Raw genomic sequence first — 13273 nt, forward strand, 5'->3', positions numbered from 1 at the left:
CCGTGCAAGGTTATAGTGCGTGTAATGACCACGGAAGCGCTCAGCGGCCCGGCCGCGCCCCGCCCCGAGCACGCCGGCCGGAGGGATCGAAAGAAGCTCGCGACCCGCCAGGCGCTGGTGCTCGCAGCGCTCGAGCTCGTCGCGCAGCGCGGCTTCTCGCACGTCACCGTGGAGGACATCGCGGCGGCGGCCGACGTGTCGACACGGACCTTCTTCAACTACTTCCCCTCGAAGGAGGCGGCCATCATCGGCGAGGGGCCCGAGGAGCTCGAGGCGCTGCGCGCGGACCTGCTCGCCCAGCCGGACGAGCTGCCGCCGCTCGAGGCGCTGCGCGCGACGATGCTCTCGGCGATCGACCGGCGCGAGCGCGAGGCCGAAGCGTTCGGCCCCGGGCGGCCCGCCTGGCTGCACCGCTGCCAGCTCGTCAACAGCGAACCGGTACTCCGGGCCGCGCTCGCCGCGCACGGCGCCGCGGTCGAGCGGATCCTGACCTCGGCGCTCGCCAGCCGTCTCGGCGTCGACCCCGAGGCGGACCCCTACCCAGCCGTGGCGGTCCTCGCCGCGACCGGGGCGACGCGGGCGGCGGTCATGTTCTGGGGCAGGACCGGCGGGCGGGTGCCGATCCGCCAGGTCGTCGAGGCCGCCTTCGACCTCCTCGCGGCGGGCCTCGCCGACCACGGGCGCGCCGGGCGGGCGCGTGCGGCGCAACGAGGCCGGGGTGCGCGCCGTGCGCAGCTCGCCTCGCCGGCACCGGCGTCGAGGGAGGCGACGCGATGAGCGCTCGCGGCGTTGGCAGCGCGGTCCGCCCGACGGGCGGTGAGCTCACGCACCGGCGGATCCTCGTCATCATCGGCGCCCTCATGCTCGGCATGCTCCTCGCCGCGCTGGACCAGACCATCGTCTCCACCGCGCTGCCGACCATCGTCGGCGACCTGAACGGCGCGGCCCACATCGCGTGGGTCGTCACCGCCTACCTCCTCGCCTCGACCGCGTCGACGCCGCTGTGGGGCAAGCTCGGTGACCTCTACGGCCGGAAGGTCTTCTTCCAGGCCGCGATCGTCCTCTTCCTGATCGGCTCCGCGCTGTCGGGGCTGAGCACGAGCCTGCTCGAGCTCATCGTCTTCCGCGCGCTCCAGGGGCTCGGCGCGGGCGGCCTCATGGTCGGGGCGCAGGCCATCGTCGGGGACGTCGTGCCGCCGCGCGACCGAGGCCGCTACCAGGGGCTGTTCGGCGCGGTCTTCGGCGTCGCGAGCATCGTCGGGCCGCTGCTCGGGGGGGTGTTCGTCGACGACCTGTCCTGGCGGTGGATCTTCTACATCAACGTCCCCGTCGGCCTCGCCGCGCTCGTGGTGGTCGCGAGCGCCGTCCCCGGCCACCTCGGGCGCGTCGAGCACGTGATCGACTACCTCGGCGCCGGGCTCCTCGCCCTCGCGACGACCGCCTTCGTCCTGCTCACGAGCCTCGGCGGCGTCACCTACCCGTGGTCCTCGGCGCCCATCTACCTCCTCGGTGTGCTCGGCGCGGCGCTGCTCGCCGCGTTCCTCCTCGCCGAGCGCCGCTCGCGCGAGCCCGTGCTGCCGCTCCACCTCTTCGGCAACCAGACCTTCGCGGTGGCGAACCTCATCAGCTTCATCGTCGGCTTCGCCATGTTCGGTGCGATCGTCTTCCTGCCGATCTTCTTCCAGGTCGTGCGAGGGGTGAGCCCGACCGCGTCGGGCATCCGCCTGCTCCCGTTGATGGCCGGCGTGCTGTCGGTGTCGATCCTCGCGGGCCAGGTGATCAGCCGGACGGGCCGGTACCGGTTCTTCCCGATCGCGGGCACCGCCGTGATGTCGCTCGGGCTGTACCTCGTCTCGCGCTACTCGCCGACGACGAGCACCCTCGAGGAGACGCTCTTCATGGTCGTCCTCGGGATGGGGCTCGGGGCGGTGATGCAGGTCCTCGTCATCGTCGTGCAGAACGCCGTGGCGCACCGCGACCTCGGCGTCGCCACCTCCGCAGCGACCTTCTTCCGTTCGATCGGCGGCTGCTTCGGGACGGCGGTCTTCGGCGCCGTGTTCGCCAACACCCTCGTCGCTCGCCTCGCGCGTGCGCTGCGCGGCCTCCCGGTCACCCATCAGCTCGCCACCGCCCAGATCACCCCGGGGCTCCTGCGGACGCTCCCGCCCGGCGTGCGCCACGGGGTGGTCACCGCCTACGCGGGCTCGATCGAGGAGGTGTTCGTCGTCGCCGTCCCGATCGCCGCGCTCGCCTTCGTCGGTTCCTGGCTCATCCCCCACGTCGAGCTGCGCCGCAGCTGGACGGCCCCGCCGTCGGAGGAGTCGCCGGGTCGCGTCGAGGTGCCGAGCGCGACGGCGGCCGCCGAGCTCGGCTGACGCGCGCCGCCTCCCCCGGTGACCGACCGGATCTTCGCCTCGCTCGGCAGGGCCACCGTCCGATTCCGCTGGGTGATCCTGCTCGCCTGGCTCGCCGCGGCGCTGGTGTGCTCGCGGGCGCTGCCGAGCCTCGGCAGCGAGGTCAACAACTCCAACAGCCAGTTCCTGCCGGCGAACGCGCCGAGCACGGTCGCGGCCAACCTCGCCATTCCACTCCTCGGCGACCAGAACCACTACAGCCAGGTCATCGTGGTCGCCGTGCGCCGCGGCGCTCGGCTCGGCGTGGCGGACGCCGCTGCGCTGGCGCGCGAGGTCGTCGCGGCGCGTCGGCTCCCCGAGGTCGTCGCGGCGCGCGCGCTCGGCGTCTCCCCCGACGGCCACGCCGCCCAGCTGTTCGTCAACGCCCACATCAACCAGGTCGACATCAGCGGCGAGAAGCGGCTCATCGACGGCCTCGAGCGCACCTTCCGTGCGATCCACCCGCCGCCGGGGCTCGAGCTCCACGTCGCCGGGCCGGTCGCCTCCAACGTGGCCAACCAGGAGCGCTCCATCGCGGCCGGCAACCGCACCCAGGTGCTCTCCGTCGTCTTCATCGTCGTCCTGCTCCTCGTCATCTTCCGCTCGCTCCTCGCGCCGCTCGTGACCTTGCTCCCGGCGGGCCTCGCGCTGGTGGTCGCGGACCGCGTCATCGGCGAGCTCGGCGCGCACGGCCTGCAGATCTCGGAGATCACCCAGCTCCTGCTCATCGTCCTCGTGCTCGGTGCCGGCACCGACTACGGGCTGTTCCTCGTCTTTCGCGTACGTGAGGAGCTGCGCGGCGGTCGGCCTCGTCGGGAGGCGGTTGCGCACGCCGTCGAGCGCGTCGGCGAGTCGATCACCGCGTCGGCCGCGACGGTGATCTTCGCGCTGCTCAGCCTCCTGCTCGCGACCTTCGGCATCTACAAGGACCTCGGCATCCCCCTCGCCGTCGGCATCGGCGTGATGCTGGCGGCCGGCCTCACCCTCCTCCCCGCCCTGCTCGCACTGCTCGGCCGGGCGGCCTTCTGGCCCTCGCGCGTCGACCCCGGCGAGCGGGGCGAGCCGTGGTGGGGCACCGTCGCGCGTCGCGTGCTGCGTCGGCCGGCGTGGGCGCTCGCGACCGGCGTCCTCGCCTTCGGGGGGCTCGCGCTCGGCGCCCTCTCCTACCGCTCAGGTGGCTTCGGCGGCGCGGTCGGTGCCCCGGCCGGCAGCGACGCCGCGATCGGCAACGCGCTCATCGCCCGGTACTTCCCGGAGGCGAGCGCCAACCCGACGAACCTCATCCTGCGCTTCGCCACGCCGGTGTGGGACCACCCGCGCTCACTCGCCGTCGCCGAACGCGTGCTGCGTGACTCCGGTCAGTTCTCGACGCTCGACGCGCCGCTCGACCCGACCGGCGACCCGATCCCCGCCGCCACCTACGCCCGCCTCCACGAGCTCCTCGGCCCGCCGGGCGCCCTCCCTGAGCTACCCCCTCGCTCGGCGCGCTCGATCCCCGTCGCCCTCTACAACGCGTATCGCGCCACGGCGCTCTTCGTCTCTGCCGACGGCCGCACGGTGCAGTTCGAGGCGAGCCTCGCCGCAGGCGATCCGCAGTCGACGGCCGCGCTGCACGCCGTCCCGGCCGTGCGCGCCGCGACCGCCGCCGCGGCGCGCGCGGCAGGCGCCACGGCGAGCGGGGTGGCGGGCGTCGCGGCCGCCCTCGCGGACGTCGCCGCGACCTCGGACCGGGACCTCGTCCACATCATCCCGATCGCGATCCTCGCGATCGGGATCCTCCTCGCCCTCGTGCTGCGCAGCGCGGTCGCGCCCTTCTACCTCATCGTGTCGGTCGCCCTCTCCTACCTCGCCGCGCTCGGACTGTCGAGCATCATCTTCATCGACCTGCGGGGCGACGCGGGCCTCACCTTCGTGCTGCCCTTCCTCATGTTCATCTTCCTCCTCGCCCTCGGCGAGGACTACAACATCCTCGTCATGACGCGCATTCGCGAGGAGGCCCGGCGGCGCGGGCTCTCGAGCGCCGTCGCCCAGGCCGTGGCTCGCACGGGTCCGACGATCACGTCAGCCGGCCTCGTGCTCGCCGGCACCTTCGCCGTGCTCGGCGTCGCCGGGCGATCCGGGCCGGGCGGCGCGCAGATCGAGGCCATCGGCTTCGGGCTGGCGATCGGCGTCCTCATGGACACCTTCGTCGTGCGCACGCTGCTCGTCCCGGCCACCGTGACCCTCCTCGGCCGGGCCAACTGGTGGCCGTCGCGCCTGCACCGGGCCGTCGACGAGGCCGGCACCTGAGCATGCGACCCTGGGATCTCGAGCTCGCCGGGCGCATCGAGGCGCGTGAGATCGACAGCCCGGCGCTCGCCGGGAACCCCCTCGGCGACCCGACGCGCCGCCCGCTGTGGGTCTACCTCCCACCCGGCTACGACGACGAGCCGGACCGCCGCTACCCCACGATCTACGTCCTGCAGGGCTTCGGCGGCTACGTGACGCGCTGGGCGCTGCGGCCTGGACCGTTCTCCCCCGCGACGCCCGAGGCGCTCGACGCCGTGTTCGCCGGCGGTGCGCCGCCGTGCATCGTCGTCTACGTCGACGCCTTCACGGCCCTCGGCGGGAGCCAGTTCGTCGACTCCCCCGCCACCGGGAACTACGCCACCTACCTGTGCGAGGACGTCGTCGGGTTCGTCGACGCCGCCTACCGTACCCTGGCCTCGCCCCGCCACCGGGCCCTGCAGGGCAAGTCGAGCGGCGGCTTCGGGGCCATGGTGAACGCCATGACCCGGCCCGACGTCTTCGGCGCGTTCGCGTCGCACGCTGGAGATGCCGGGTACGAGCACTGCTACCTCCCCGAGATCCGCGACGCGTACCGCGCGCTGCGAGACCACTACGACCGCTCCTACGACGCCTTCTTCGCCGACCTCGCCGCGCGGCCGCTCGAGCGGCGGCCCTACGACCACGTCCTCGTCTCGTGCTACGCGGTGGCGGCCTGCTTCTCGCCGGCGCCCGACGGCGGCGTCGAGCTGCCCTTCGATCCGGCCACCGGGCGGCTGCGCGCCGAGGTGTGGGAGCGGTGGTTGGCCTGGGACCCGGTGCGCATGGTGCGGGGGCACGCCGAGGCGCTGCGCGGCGCGCGGGCGATCTGGATCGACGCCGGGCGGGCCGACGACTACGGACTCGACCTCGGGGCGGAGGCGCTCGTCGACGAGCTGCGGTTAATCGGCGTGGAGGACGTCGCCTTCGAGCTCTTCGAGGGGACCCACAGCGGCATCGACCACCGCTACCCGCTCGCCGCGGCGTACCTCGCCGAGGCGATGCGCCCCGAGGCCTGAGCGGGCTCGCGCTCGACGGCGGGCGCGGGCGCGAGGCTCGTGGGCCTGCCGTCGCGCGCCATGAGCCGATCGAAGTCGCGCCGGTAGAGGAGCTTGACGCGCACGTCCGGGTGGAGCTCGCGCAGCCGGCGCACCTTGCGGTTCTTCCGGGTCACGAGGTCCTGGCGCAGGGTCGTGAGCTCGAGGAAGAGGTCGTGTTCGGGAAGGTAGAAGTCGGGGCGGAAGGCCGCGGTCGGCCGGCCTGCGCTGTCCCAGGCGAGGACGAAGGTCACCGGCTCGTACTCCCACGCGACGCCGTAGAAGTCGAGGAGCGCGGCGAGCTGGCGCTCCGAGTCGTGCGCGAAGGCGACCGCTCGGGCCGTGCGCGCGCCCGTCTCCGGCAGGGTCGCCTAGCCCTCCTGCGCGAGAGCGTCCGTCCCGGCGCCGGCGACCGCAGCGTCGCCGATGCGGCGGATCGCGGCCTCGACCTCGTCGACGAGGCCGCCGAGGGGGACGATGTTCAGGACGCCCTGCCGGCCGCGCAGCAGGTCGACGATCTCCTCGCCGGTCCGGGCGAGCACGTAGCCCTCGCCCGCGAGGACGAGGTTCGCTGAGGCGATGTCCTCGCCGGCGTCGCGCAGGCACGCGACGGCTCGCCTCGCCTGCTGCAGCTTCACCCCGGCGTCGAGGAGCTGCTTGATCACCTTCAGCTCGACGACGTCACGGAACGAGTAGCGGCGCTGCGTGCCGCTGCCCCGAGCGTCTGCGAGCGACGGGCGCAGCAGCCCCGTCCGGGCCCAGTAGTCGAGCTGCCGGTAGGTGATGCCGACGATCTTGCAGACCTGTGGGCCCCGGTAGCCGGTCTCGGCGGTGGTCGCCAACGCACGTCCCTCCACGGTCGGCCGGCGGCCCTGCTGGCTACCGGTCACGAGAGCGTAACTACGCCCGTGTAACGACGTTACGGCAGCCCGCGACGGCGGTCAACGACGGCCGGCTACTCCGTGAAGTCCTCCGGACGGACCTCCTCAAGGAACGCCCGGAACTCGCCGACGATCTCCTCCGCCGGGGGGCTGGTCTCCTCGTCGGGCTCCTCGTCGTCGGTCTCGATGATCACACCGGCAGCGTCCATCAGCTCGTCCGCGACGTACAGCCGGGCGTTCGTGCGCACGGCGAGCGCGATCGCGTCGGACGGGCGCGAGGAGACCTCGACGGAGCGCGAGCCCACCTGGAGGTGGATCTCGGCGAAGAACGTCGACTCGCGAAGCTCGGTGACGACGACGCTCTCGACGCTCGCGCCGAGCGCCTCGAGGAGGTTCTTCATGAGGTCGTGCGTCATCGGTCGAGGTACGTCGATGCCCTGGAGCGCGAAGGCGATGGCCGTCGCCTCCGGCGCGCCGATGAAGATGGGCAGCGAGCGCGGGCCCTCGGCCTCCTGCAGCAGGACGACTGGCGTGTTGGACTGCAGATCGACACGGACAGCGGCGAGGTGCACCTCCACAGTGCTCGAACTTACCGCTTGGGCGCCCTCGCGTGTCCCGCGACGCCAGGGAAGAGCGCAGCCTCGAGCGCCTCGAGCTCGTCCTGCTCGGGCGCGGAGCGGAGCGCGTAGATCGCGTCCAGGTTCCGCAGCCGGCCAGCGAGGTCGAAGCCGTAGCCGACGAGGAAGTCCTCCGGCGCCGTGGCGCCGACGTAGGCGAGCTCCACGGGAACGATGCGGCGCGAGGGCCGCTCGAGGAGCGCGCAGACCCGCAGCGAGCGCGGTCCGCGCTGGCGCAGGAGCCCGACGAGGAAGCTCGTCGTCAGGCCCGTGTCGACGACGTGCTCCACGAGGACGACGTCGCGTCCCGCGAGGTCGAGGTCGAGATCCTTGAGCAGACGCGCGCGCGGCGCACCCGTGGCGAAGGAGGTCACGGCGAGGAAGTCGACCTCGCAGGGCACGCGCAGGGCGCGGACGAGGTCGGCGAGGAAGCAGAGGCTCCCGTTCAGGACCCCGATCACGGTGACGCCGTCAGGGTGGTCCGCCGAGATCTCGGCACCGAGACGCGCGGTGACGGCGGCGAGCTCGGCCCCGGAGAGGAAGCGCTCGACCTGTCCGCTCACCCGCCGGTGACCTGGCCGAGGGCCCGGCGCAGGAAGACGCCCTCGAGCTCGATCGCGAGCGAGGCGAGCTCGTCCGCCTCGGCGAGGGCGCGCCGGCGCGACTCAGGGTTGCGCTGGCGCAGCAGGGGCAGCACGACCTGGCCGATGAGGCTCGCCTGCCGCTCGGCCGCGTGCTTGAGCGCCCGCAGGTGGCGCGCCTCGATCCCGTAGCGTCGGAATGCCGCCGCGAGGCGCGCGACGGCGAGCGCGTCCGCGCCGAAGCAGCGAACCCCGGCGATGTCCCGCCCGGCGATCAGTCCGAAGCTCTCCAGCTCCGTGACGAGGCTCCGGTCGGCGCCTGCGGCCTCGGCGAGCTCGTCCGCGGTGAGGCTCGCGCTCCCCTCCTCCGGCGCCCCGCTCGTCGCCGACCTGCCCGGCGCCGACGCGGAGGGCTCCGGCCCGTGGCCGGCGGCGCCCCCCTGCCCCTCGGGGTCTCGCGTGCGCGAGGAGGCCTCCTCGCGCACGGTGCCGTTGCGACGTGGCGCACGAGCGGCGTCTCCCGCCGGCGCGCGGCGCCCCGCGGGCGCGTCGGGCCCGGCGGTGGCCGCTTCGGTCTCGAACAGCCGGCCGGCCACGAAGGCGAGCTCCCCCCCCTGCTCGAGGCGGCCCTTGATCACCTTGAGGGGGAGGAAGTGCTCGCGCTGCTGGCGCAGGATCCACGCGAGGCGCTCGACGTCGGCCTCGTAGAACTTCCGGTAGCCCGACGGCGTCCGCTCCGGGTGGATGAGCCCACGGCTCTCGAGGAAGCGGATCTTCGAGATCGTGATGTCCGGGAACTCCTGCGCCAGCAGGTCGAGCACCTCTCGGATCGAGAGGTGGTCGCGACCCTCGGGCGTGTGCTGCGGCCGCCTCATGCGGTGCGCGGCGCCAGGAAGAGCAGCTTGAACTTGCCGATCTGGACCTCGTCCCCACTCGAGAGGACGGCGTCGTCGATCCGCTCGCGGTTGACGTAGGTGCCGTTCAGCGAGCCGACGTCCCGGACCCGGTAGGCACCGGGCTCCCGCAGGAACTCGGCGTGGCGACGAGACACCGTGATGTCGTCGAGGAAGATGTCGCTGTCGGGATGCCGACCGGCGCGCGTGACGTCCTTGTCGAGCACGAAGCGGGCCCCGGTCGCCGGCCCGCGCTTGACGACGAGCAGGCCGGCTCCCTCGGCCAGCTCGCCGACGTTCAGCCCGACCTCCTCCTCGCCGAGCTCGCCGAGCGCGTCCTCGGGGACGAACGTCACGGTGGTGTCCGTCGTCGCTGCGAGCGCGGCACCGCAGGACGAGCAGAAGTTCACGCCCGGGGGGTTGCGGTGCCCGCAGTTGTGACAGAACACGGCGACAACGGTAGCCGGTCGCCTCGCGGCGCGCCCCGGAGGAAGCCCTCAGGAGGTCGTGAGGGCGACGTAGGCCGCGGCGCCGAGGAGGTCGTCGGCCTCGGCCGGGTCGCTCGCCTCGAGGACGCACAGCCACCCCTCCCCGTAGGGGTCGCGGTTCAGCTGCTCGGGCGCCTCCGACAGGGCGTGGTTGACCTCGACGACGACGCCCGAGACCGGCGCGTAGACCTCGGAGACCGACTTCGTCGACTCGACCTCGCCGAGCATCGCGCCCTTCTCCACGCGGGTGCCGACGGCGGGGAGCTCGACGAAGACGACGTCACCGAGCGCCTCCTGCGCGAAGTCGGTGATCCCGACGCGGGCGCGGCGCCCGTCGATCTCGACCCACTCGTGGTCGCTCGTGTAGCGCAGGTGCTCGGGCACGTCCACGGGCGACATGGTAGCCAGCCGCGCCGGCGCGAGACGGGGTCACAGCTCGCCGAGGAGGGCCTCGATCGCCGCGACGGCCCGTCCGGCACGCGCCCTGGCGGCGTCCGCACTGTCGCCCTCGGCGAAGACGTGGGTGAGGGGCTCCTCGGGATCGGGGACGACGAGCGTCCAGCCGGCCGCGTCGATGACCTTCACGCCGTCGACGAGCACCACGTCGTCGCCCCGGGCCTGCTCGAGGACGGCGCGCATGACGCTGCCCTTGTGGTCGAAGGGCGTGTGCACGTCCTCCTCCACGATCCACACCGGCGGCAGGCAGGCCACCACGTCGGACAGGCGCACGTCGCTGCGCGCCAGGAGCTCGAGGAGGTGGACGAGCGCGGCGACCGCGTCGAGGGCGGGGAGGAAGCACGGGAAGGCGAACCCGCCGGCGGTGTCGGCGGCGAGGTCGGCGTCCGTCGTGGCGGCGAGCTCGAGCAGGTTGGAGGTGCCGAGCTTGGTCCAGACCACCTCCGCCCCGAGGTCGGCGCACAGCTCGTTGAGCCGCCAGGTGGCGTTCACGGGTACGGCGAGCTTCGCGCCGGTGATCGAGGAGCCGACGAGCCGGGCGAAGCCGAGGAGGGCCTCGGCGTCGCGCAGCACCCGGCCCGAGTCGTCGACGAGGGTGAGCTGCTCGCCGTCCGCACCGATCACCGCACCGAGGTGGGCGCCCGACGAGCGGACCAGCTCGGCGAGCCGCTCGGCGTGCGCCCAGCGCTCGAAGCCGAGCAGGCCCTCGGTCGACACGAGGGGATTCACCGCCAGGACCTCGGCGCCGAGCTTGGCGAGCACGCTCGGCATGACGAGGCTCGACGTCCCGTAGGCGTAGTCGAGGACCAGCTTGAAGCGCGCTCGGCGGATGGCCTCCGCGTCGACGTCGGCGAGCAGGCTCGCGGTGTACAGCTCGACCGTGCGCGGCGGGAAGTCGATGTCCCCGATCTCTCCGGCCAGCACCCGCCGGGCCTCCTCCCGGTAGAAGATCCGCTCGATCTTGCGCTGTGTCGCCTCGTCGATGTCCAGGCCCTGGGCGTCGAGGAAGCGGATCACGACGGACTGGGGGTCGTCGGCGACGAGCCGCACGCTGACACCGCCCTGGCTGGAGCCGGTCCGCACGTGGAACCGGGTGACCGGCATGCTCGCCGCCTCCAGGTCCTCGACGTTGAGACCCGCCGCGTTGAGCCCCACCATCGCGGCGCGCTTGAGGACGCGCGCCGCGCGCGACGAGTCGCGCGAGGTCGTCACCGTCGCCCCCTTCGGCAGCATCGAGGCGTAGGCGAGGGCCACCCGCACCGCGAGCTCGGGCGACAGGTCGACGTTGGCCAGGCCGACGAGGCCGAGCCGACCGAACAGGGCGCGGCTCGCTCGCGACTCCCAGATGATCGACGAGGTGACGGTCGCGTTCGCCTCGACGAGCTTGTGCGGGTAGATCTTCACCCCCGGCGTGACGACCGCCTGGCGACCGATCCGACAGTGGTCGCCGATGACCGCACCCTCCTCGATGTGCACCCCCTGGCGCAGCTCGCTCGAACGCCCCACGACGACCCCCCGGAGCATCGAGCCGGCGCCGACGTAGCAGTTGTCGTGGACGACGGAGCGCTCGATCTCCGCCCCGTCGCCGACTCGGACGTTGGCGCCGAGGACGCTGTAGGCGCCGACGCGCGCGCCCGGCCCGACGCGGCAGTTGTCCCCGATGAGCGCCGGGCCGACGATCGTGGCCGTCGGGTCGACCTCCGCGCCCGTCCCGACCCACACGCCGGGGCGGAGGGGGAAGCCCTCGATGCCGAGTGCGACCTTGCCGTCGAGCACGTCCTCGTGGGCCCGGAGGTAGGCCTCCAGGGTGCCGACGTCCTCCCAGTAGCGCTCCGTCCGACAGCCGTAGATCGGGCGCCCCGCCCCGAGCAGGAGCGGGAAGACCTCCGCCGAGAAGTCGACGGGACGCCCCGGCGCGATGAAGTCGAGGACCTCGGGCTCGAGGACGTAGATCCCGGTGTTGATCGTGTCGGAGAACACCTGGCCCCAGCCGGGCTTCTCGAGGAAGCGCTCGATGCGCCCCTTCTCGTCGGTGATGACGATGCCGAACTCGAGCGGGTTCTCCATCGACTTGAGCGCGAGCGTGGCGACCGCGCCGCTGCGCTCGTGGAAGGCGACGAGCTCGGTGAGGTCGATGTCGGTGAGGACGTCGCCCGAGATGACGAGGAAGCGGTCGTCGAGCACCTCTCGGGCGTTGAGGACCGAGCCGGCGGTGCCGAGCGGCGTCTGCTCGGTGGCGTAGCTGATGCGCACGCCGAACTCCGAGCCGTCCCCGAAGTAGGTGCGGATGGTGTTGGCGAGGAAGGCGACCGTCATGACGATCTCGTCGAAGCCGTGCGCCCGCAGCAGCGCCACGATGTGCTCGGCCATCGGCCGGTTCGCCATCGGGAGCATCGGCTTCGGCTGGCTCGTCGTCAGCGGGCGCAGGCGCGTGCCCTCCCCACCGGCCATGATGACCGCCTTCATCCGCACCTCCTCCCGACGGGCCCGTGCCAGCTCACGGAGAGCAGGCTCGAACGTTCCTCGCAGCCGAACCTAGCGGCCGGCCGGCCCGCGCCAGCACGAGGGCGCGCCGCGCCCGCGGCACGTAGGCGAGCGCAGCGAGCGCGGAGCACGCGAGGGCCGGCCAGACGAGGACCCACCCCGCCTCGGCGAGCGCGTGGGCGGCGGCGCCGGGGGCGTCACCGAGCAGGAGGAGCGGGAACGCGCACATCAGCCCGAACGTGCCCGCCTTGCCGACGAAGAGCACGTCGATGCGCGGCGCTCCCCTGGCGGCGAGGGCGAGCGCGGCGAGCGCGACGACGGCCTCGCGTCCGAAGACCACCCCGGCGAGCCACGGCGGCGACGCGCCGTAGACGGTGATGGCGACGACGGAGGCAGCGATGACGGCGCGATCGACGCTCGGGTCGAGCACCTTGCCGAGCTCGCTCACCTGGTCGAAGCGGCGGGCGAGGTAGCCGTCGAGGAAGTCGGTGCCGCCGGCGGCCGCGAGGAGCGCCACCGCAACGACGCGGCTGTGGGCCGCGAAGAGGGCCGCGAGGGCCGCCCCGAGGATGGCCAGGCGGGCCACCGTCAGCCCGTTGGGCAGCGTGGCGATCCTGCGCGCCCGAGCCTCGAACGAACCCGCCGCCACGGCGGCAGTCTAGGGTGCGGCCGCCCTGCGGCTCGTCCGCCTAGCGTCCGCGCAGCACGTTGCGGAGCACGAGCGCCAGGACGGTCACGAGCGCGCCCGCCGTCGTCACGGTGCGCACCCGCTGGGCGCTCGACCCGGCGCGCACGAGCGCCTCCGTGAGCACGGCGGCCTCCCCCTCGCTCGGCGGTGGCTGGAGCCGGCCCACGACGGCTGCGGCGGTCGCTGCGTCGGGGCGCCGGTGGAGGAAGGCGGCCTGCGCCACCTCGAACTGGGCCGCGCGACGAAACTCGCTGGCGAGCGCCTCGACATCGCGTCCCCGCAGCGGCCCGCCGTCGTCGGCCGCCTGGAGCTGGGCGTCCCACCAGCGCTGCAGGTAGCGGCCGAAGCGCTTCGTCGGATCCCGCACGCCGGGAAGTCTAGGCCGAGCTCGACCCCTCGGCGGGCGCCGCTCGGGCGACCTTCGTCGCGCCCGAGCGGCGGTCTCGCGTCC

14 protein-coding genes are annotated in these 13273 nt (G+C 73.4%); 4 read left to right on the plus strand and 10 right to left on the minus strand.

The annotated features are described in order from the left end of the window. Positions 1–24: 24 nt before the first annotated feature. The 4 genes from VKV23_02180 to VKV23_02195 are packed head-to-tail and all read left to right on the plus strand — an operon-like array spanning position 25 to position 5716. Positions 25–777 (plus strand): TetR family transcriptional regulator, encoded by a 753-nt coding sequence (locus tag VKV23_02180; GenBank protein HLI14846.1) that lies wholly within the window; start codon positions 25–27, stop codon positions 775–777. Beyond that, positions 774–2375 carry an MDR family MFS transporter gene (locus VKV23_02185; protein HLI14847.1) on the plus strand — a complete coding sequence of 534 codons (1602 nt, stop codon included), beginning with the start codon at positions 774–776 and terminating at the stop codon, positions 2373–2375. Before VKV23_02180 ends, VKV23_02185 begins: the two co-directional genes overlap by 4 nt. A gap of 18 nt (positions 2376–2393) precedes the next feature. Continuing rightward, the gene (locus VKV23_02190) at positions 2394–4682 is read left to right on the plus strand and encodes an MMPL family transporter (protein ID HLI14848.1); all 2289 of its coding nucleotides are present in this window, start codon (positions 2394–2396) and stop codon (positions 4680–4682) included. 2 nt (positions 4683–4684) lie between these two features. Continuing rightward, positions 4685–5716, plus strand: a complete 1032-nt coding sequence (locus tag VKV23_02195) for an alpha/beta hydrolase-fold protein (GenBank protein ID HLI14849.1) — start codon at positions 4685–4687, stop codon at positions 5714–5716. On the opposite strand, the gene VKV23_02200 is transcribed toward VKV23_02195, so the two are convergent. The 10 genes from VKV23_02200 to VKV23_02245 form a co-directional block, all read right to left on the minus strand. Next, a complete protein-coding gene (locus VKV23_02200; protein HLI14850.1) occupies positions 5665–5988 on the minus strand; it encodes a hypothetical protein in 324 nt (107 codons plus the stop codon). The two genes, VKV23_02195 and VKV23_02200, sit on opposite strands and share 52 nt — an antisense overlap. A 117-nt stretch (positions 5989–6105) precedes the next feature. After that, the gene (locus VKV23_02205; GenBank protein ID HLI14851.1) at positions 6106–6576 is read right to left on the minus strand and encodes a MerR family transcriptional regulator; all 471 of its coding nucleotides are present in this window, start codon (positions 6574–6576) and stop codon (positions 6106–6108) included. A 113-nt stretch (positions 6577–6689) separates the two neighbouring features. Next, positions 6690–7187 (minus strand): bifunctional nuclease family protein, encoded by a 498-nt coding sequence (locus tag VKV23_02210; protein HLI14852.1) that lies wholly within the window; start codon positions 7185–7187, stop codon positions 6690–6692. Between the two features lie 17 nt (positions 7188–7204). Continuing rightward, on the minus strand, positions 7205–7795 hold the full coding sequence (locus tag VKV23_02215) for a phosphoribosyltransferase family protein (protein ID HLI14853.1): 591 nt from the start codon (positions 7793–7795) through the stop codon (positions 7205–7207). Then, entirely contained in the window at positions 7792–8688 is an 897-nt protein-coding gene (locus tag VKV23_02220; GenBank protein ID HLI14854.1) for a MerR family transcriptional regulator, read from the minus strand. The genes VKV23_02215 and VKV23_02220 overlap by 4 nt, the downstream gene beginning before the upstream one ends. Then, a complete protein-coding gene (locus tag VKV23_02225; protein HLI14855.1) occupies positions 8685–9155 on the minus strand; it encodes an FHA domain-containing protein in 471 nt (156 codons plus the stop codon). The genes VKV23_02220 and VKV23_02225 overlap by 4 nt, the downstream gene beginning before the upstream one ends. A 48-nt stretch (positions 9156–9203) precedes the next feature. Continuing rightward, on the minus strand, positions 9204–9593 hold the full coding sequence (gcvH, locus tag VKV23_02230; GenBank protein ID HLI14856.1) for a glycine cleavage system protein GcvH: 390 nt from the start codon (positions 9591–9593) through the stop codon (positions 9204–9206). 30 nt (positions 9594–9623) lie between these two features. Then, positions 9624–12116 carry a sugar phosphate nucleotidyltransferase gene (locus VKV23_02235; GenBank protein ID HLI14857.1) on the minus strand — a complete coding sequence of 831 codons (2493 nt, stop codon included), beginning with the start codon at positions 12114–12116 and terminating at the stop codon, positions 9624–9626. A 31-nt stretch (positions 12117–12147) separates the two neighbouring features. Continuing rightward, positions 12148–12783 (minus strand): CDP-alcohol phosphatidyltransferase family protein, encoded by a 636-nt coding sequence (locus tag VKV23_02240; GenBank protein HLI14858.1) that lies wholly within the window; start codon positions 12781–12783, stop codon positions 12148–12150. A 40-nt stretch (positions 12784–12823) separates the two neighbouring features. Next, positions 12824–13189, minus strand: a complete 366-nt coding sequence (locus tag VKV23_02245) for a hypothetical protein (GenBank protein ID HLI14859.1) — start codon at positions 13187–13189, stop codon at positions 12824–12826. Positions 13190–13273 lie beyond the last annotated feature (84 nt).

The organism is Acidimicrobiales bacterium (genome assembly GCA_035294085.1).
Lineage (GTDB): Bacteria > Actinomycetota > Acidimicrobiia > Acidimicrobiales > Bog-793 > DATGLP01.

What these genes read in the sequence shown, in the direction of transcription:
- VKV23_02235 (HLI14857.1), bottom strand. Translation starts at nt 12,116, where the DNA reads ATGAAGGCGGTCATCATGGCCGGTGGGGAGGGCACGCGCCTGCGCCCG.
- VKV23_02195 (HLI14849.1), top strand. Translation starts at nt 4,685, where the DNA reads ATGCGACCCTGGGATCTCGAGCTCGCCGGGCGCATCGAGGCGCGTGAG.
- VKV23_02185 (HLI14847.1), top strand. Translation starts at nt 774, where the DNA reads ATGAGCGCTCGCGGCGTTGGCAGCGCGGTCCGCCCGACGGGCGGTGAG.
- gcvH (HLI14856.1), bottom strand. Translation starts at nt 9,593, where the DNA reads ATGTCGCCCGTGGACGTGCCCGAGCACCTGCGCTACACGAGCGACCAC.
- VKV23_02220 (HLI14854.1), bottom strand. Translation starts at nt 8,688, where the DNA reads ATGAGGCGGCCGCAGCACACGCCCGAGGGTCGCGACCACCTCTCGATC.
- VKV23_02180 (HLI14846.1), top strand. Translation starts at nt 25, where the DNA reads ATGACCACGGAAGCGCTCAGCGGCCCGGCCGCGCCCCGCCCCGAGCAC.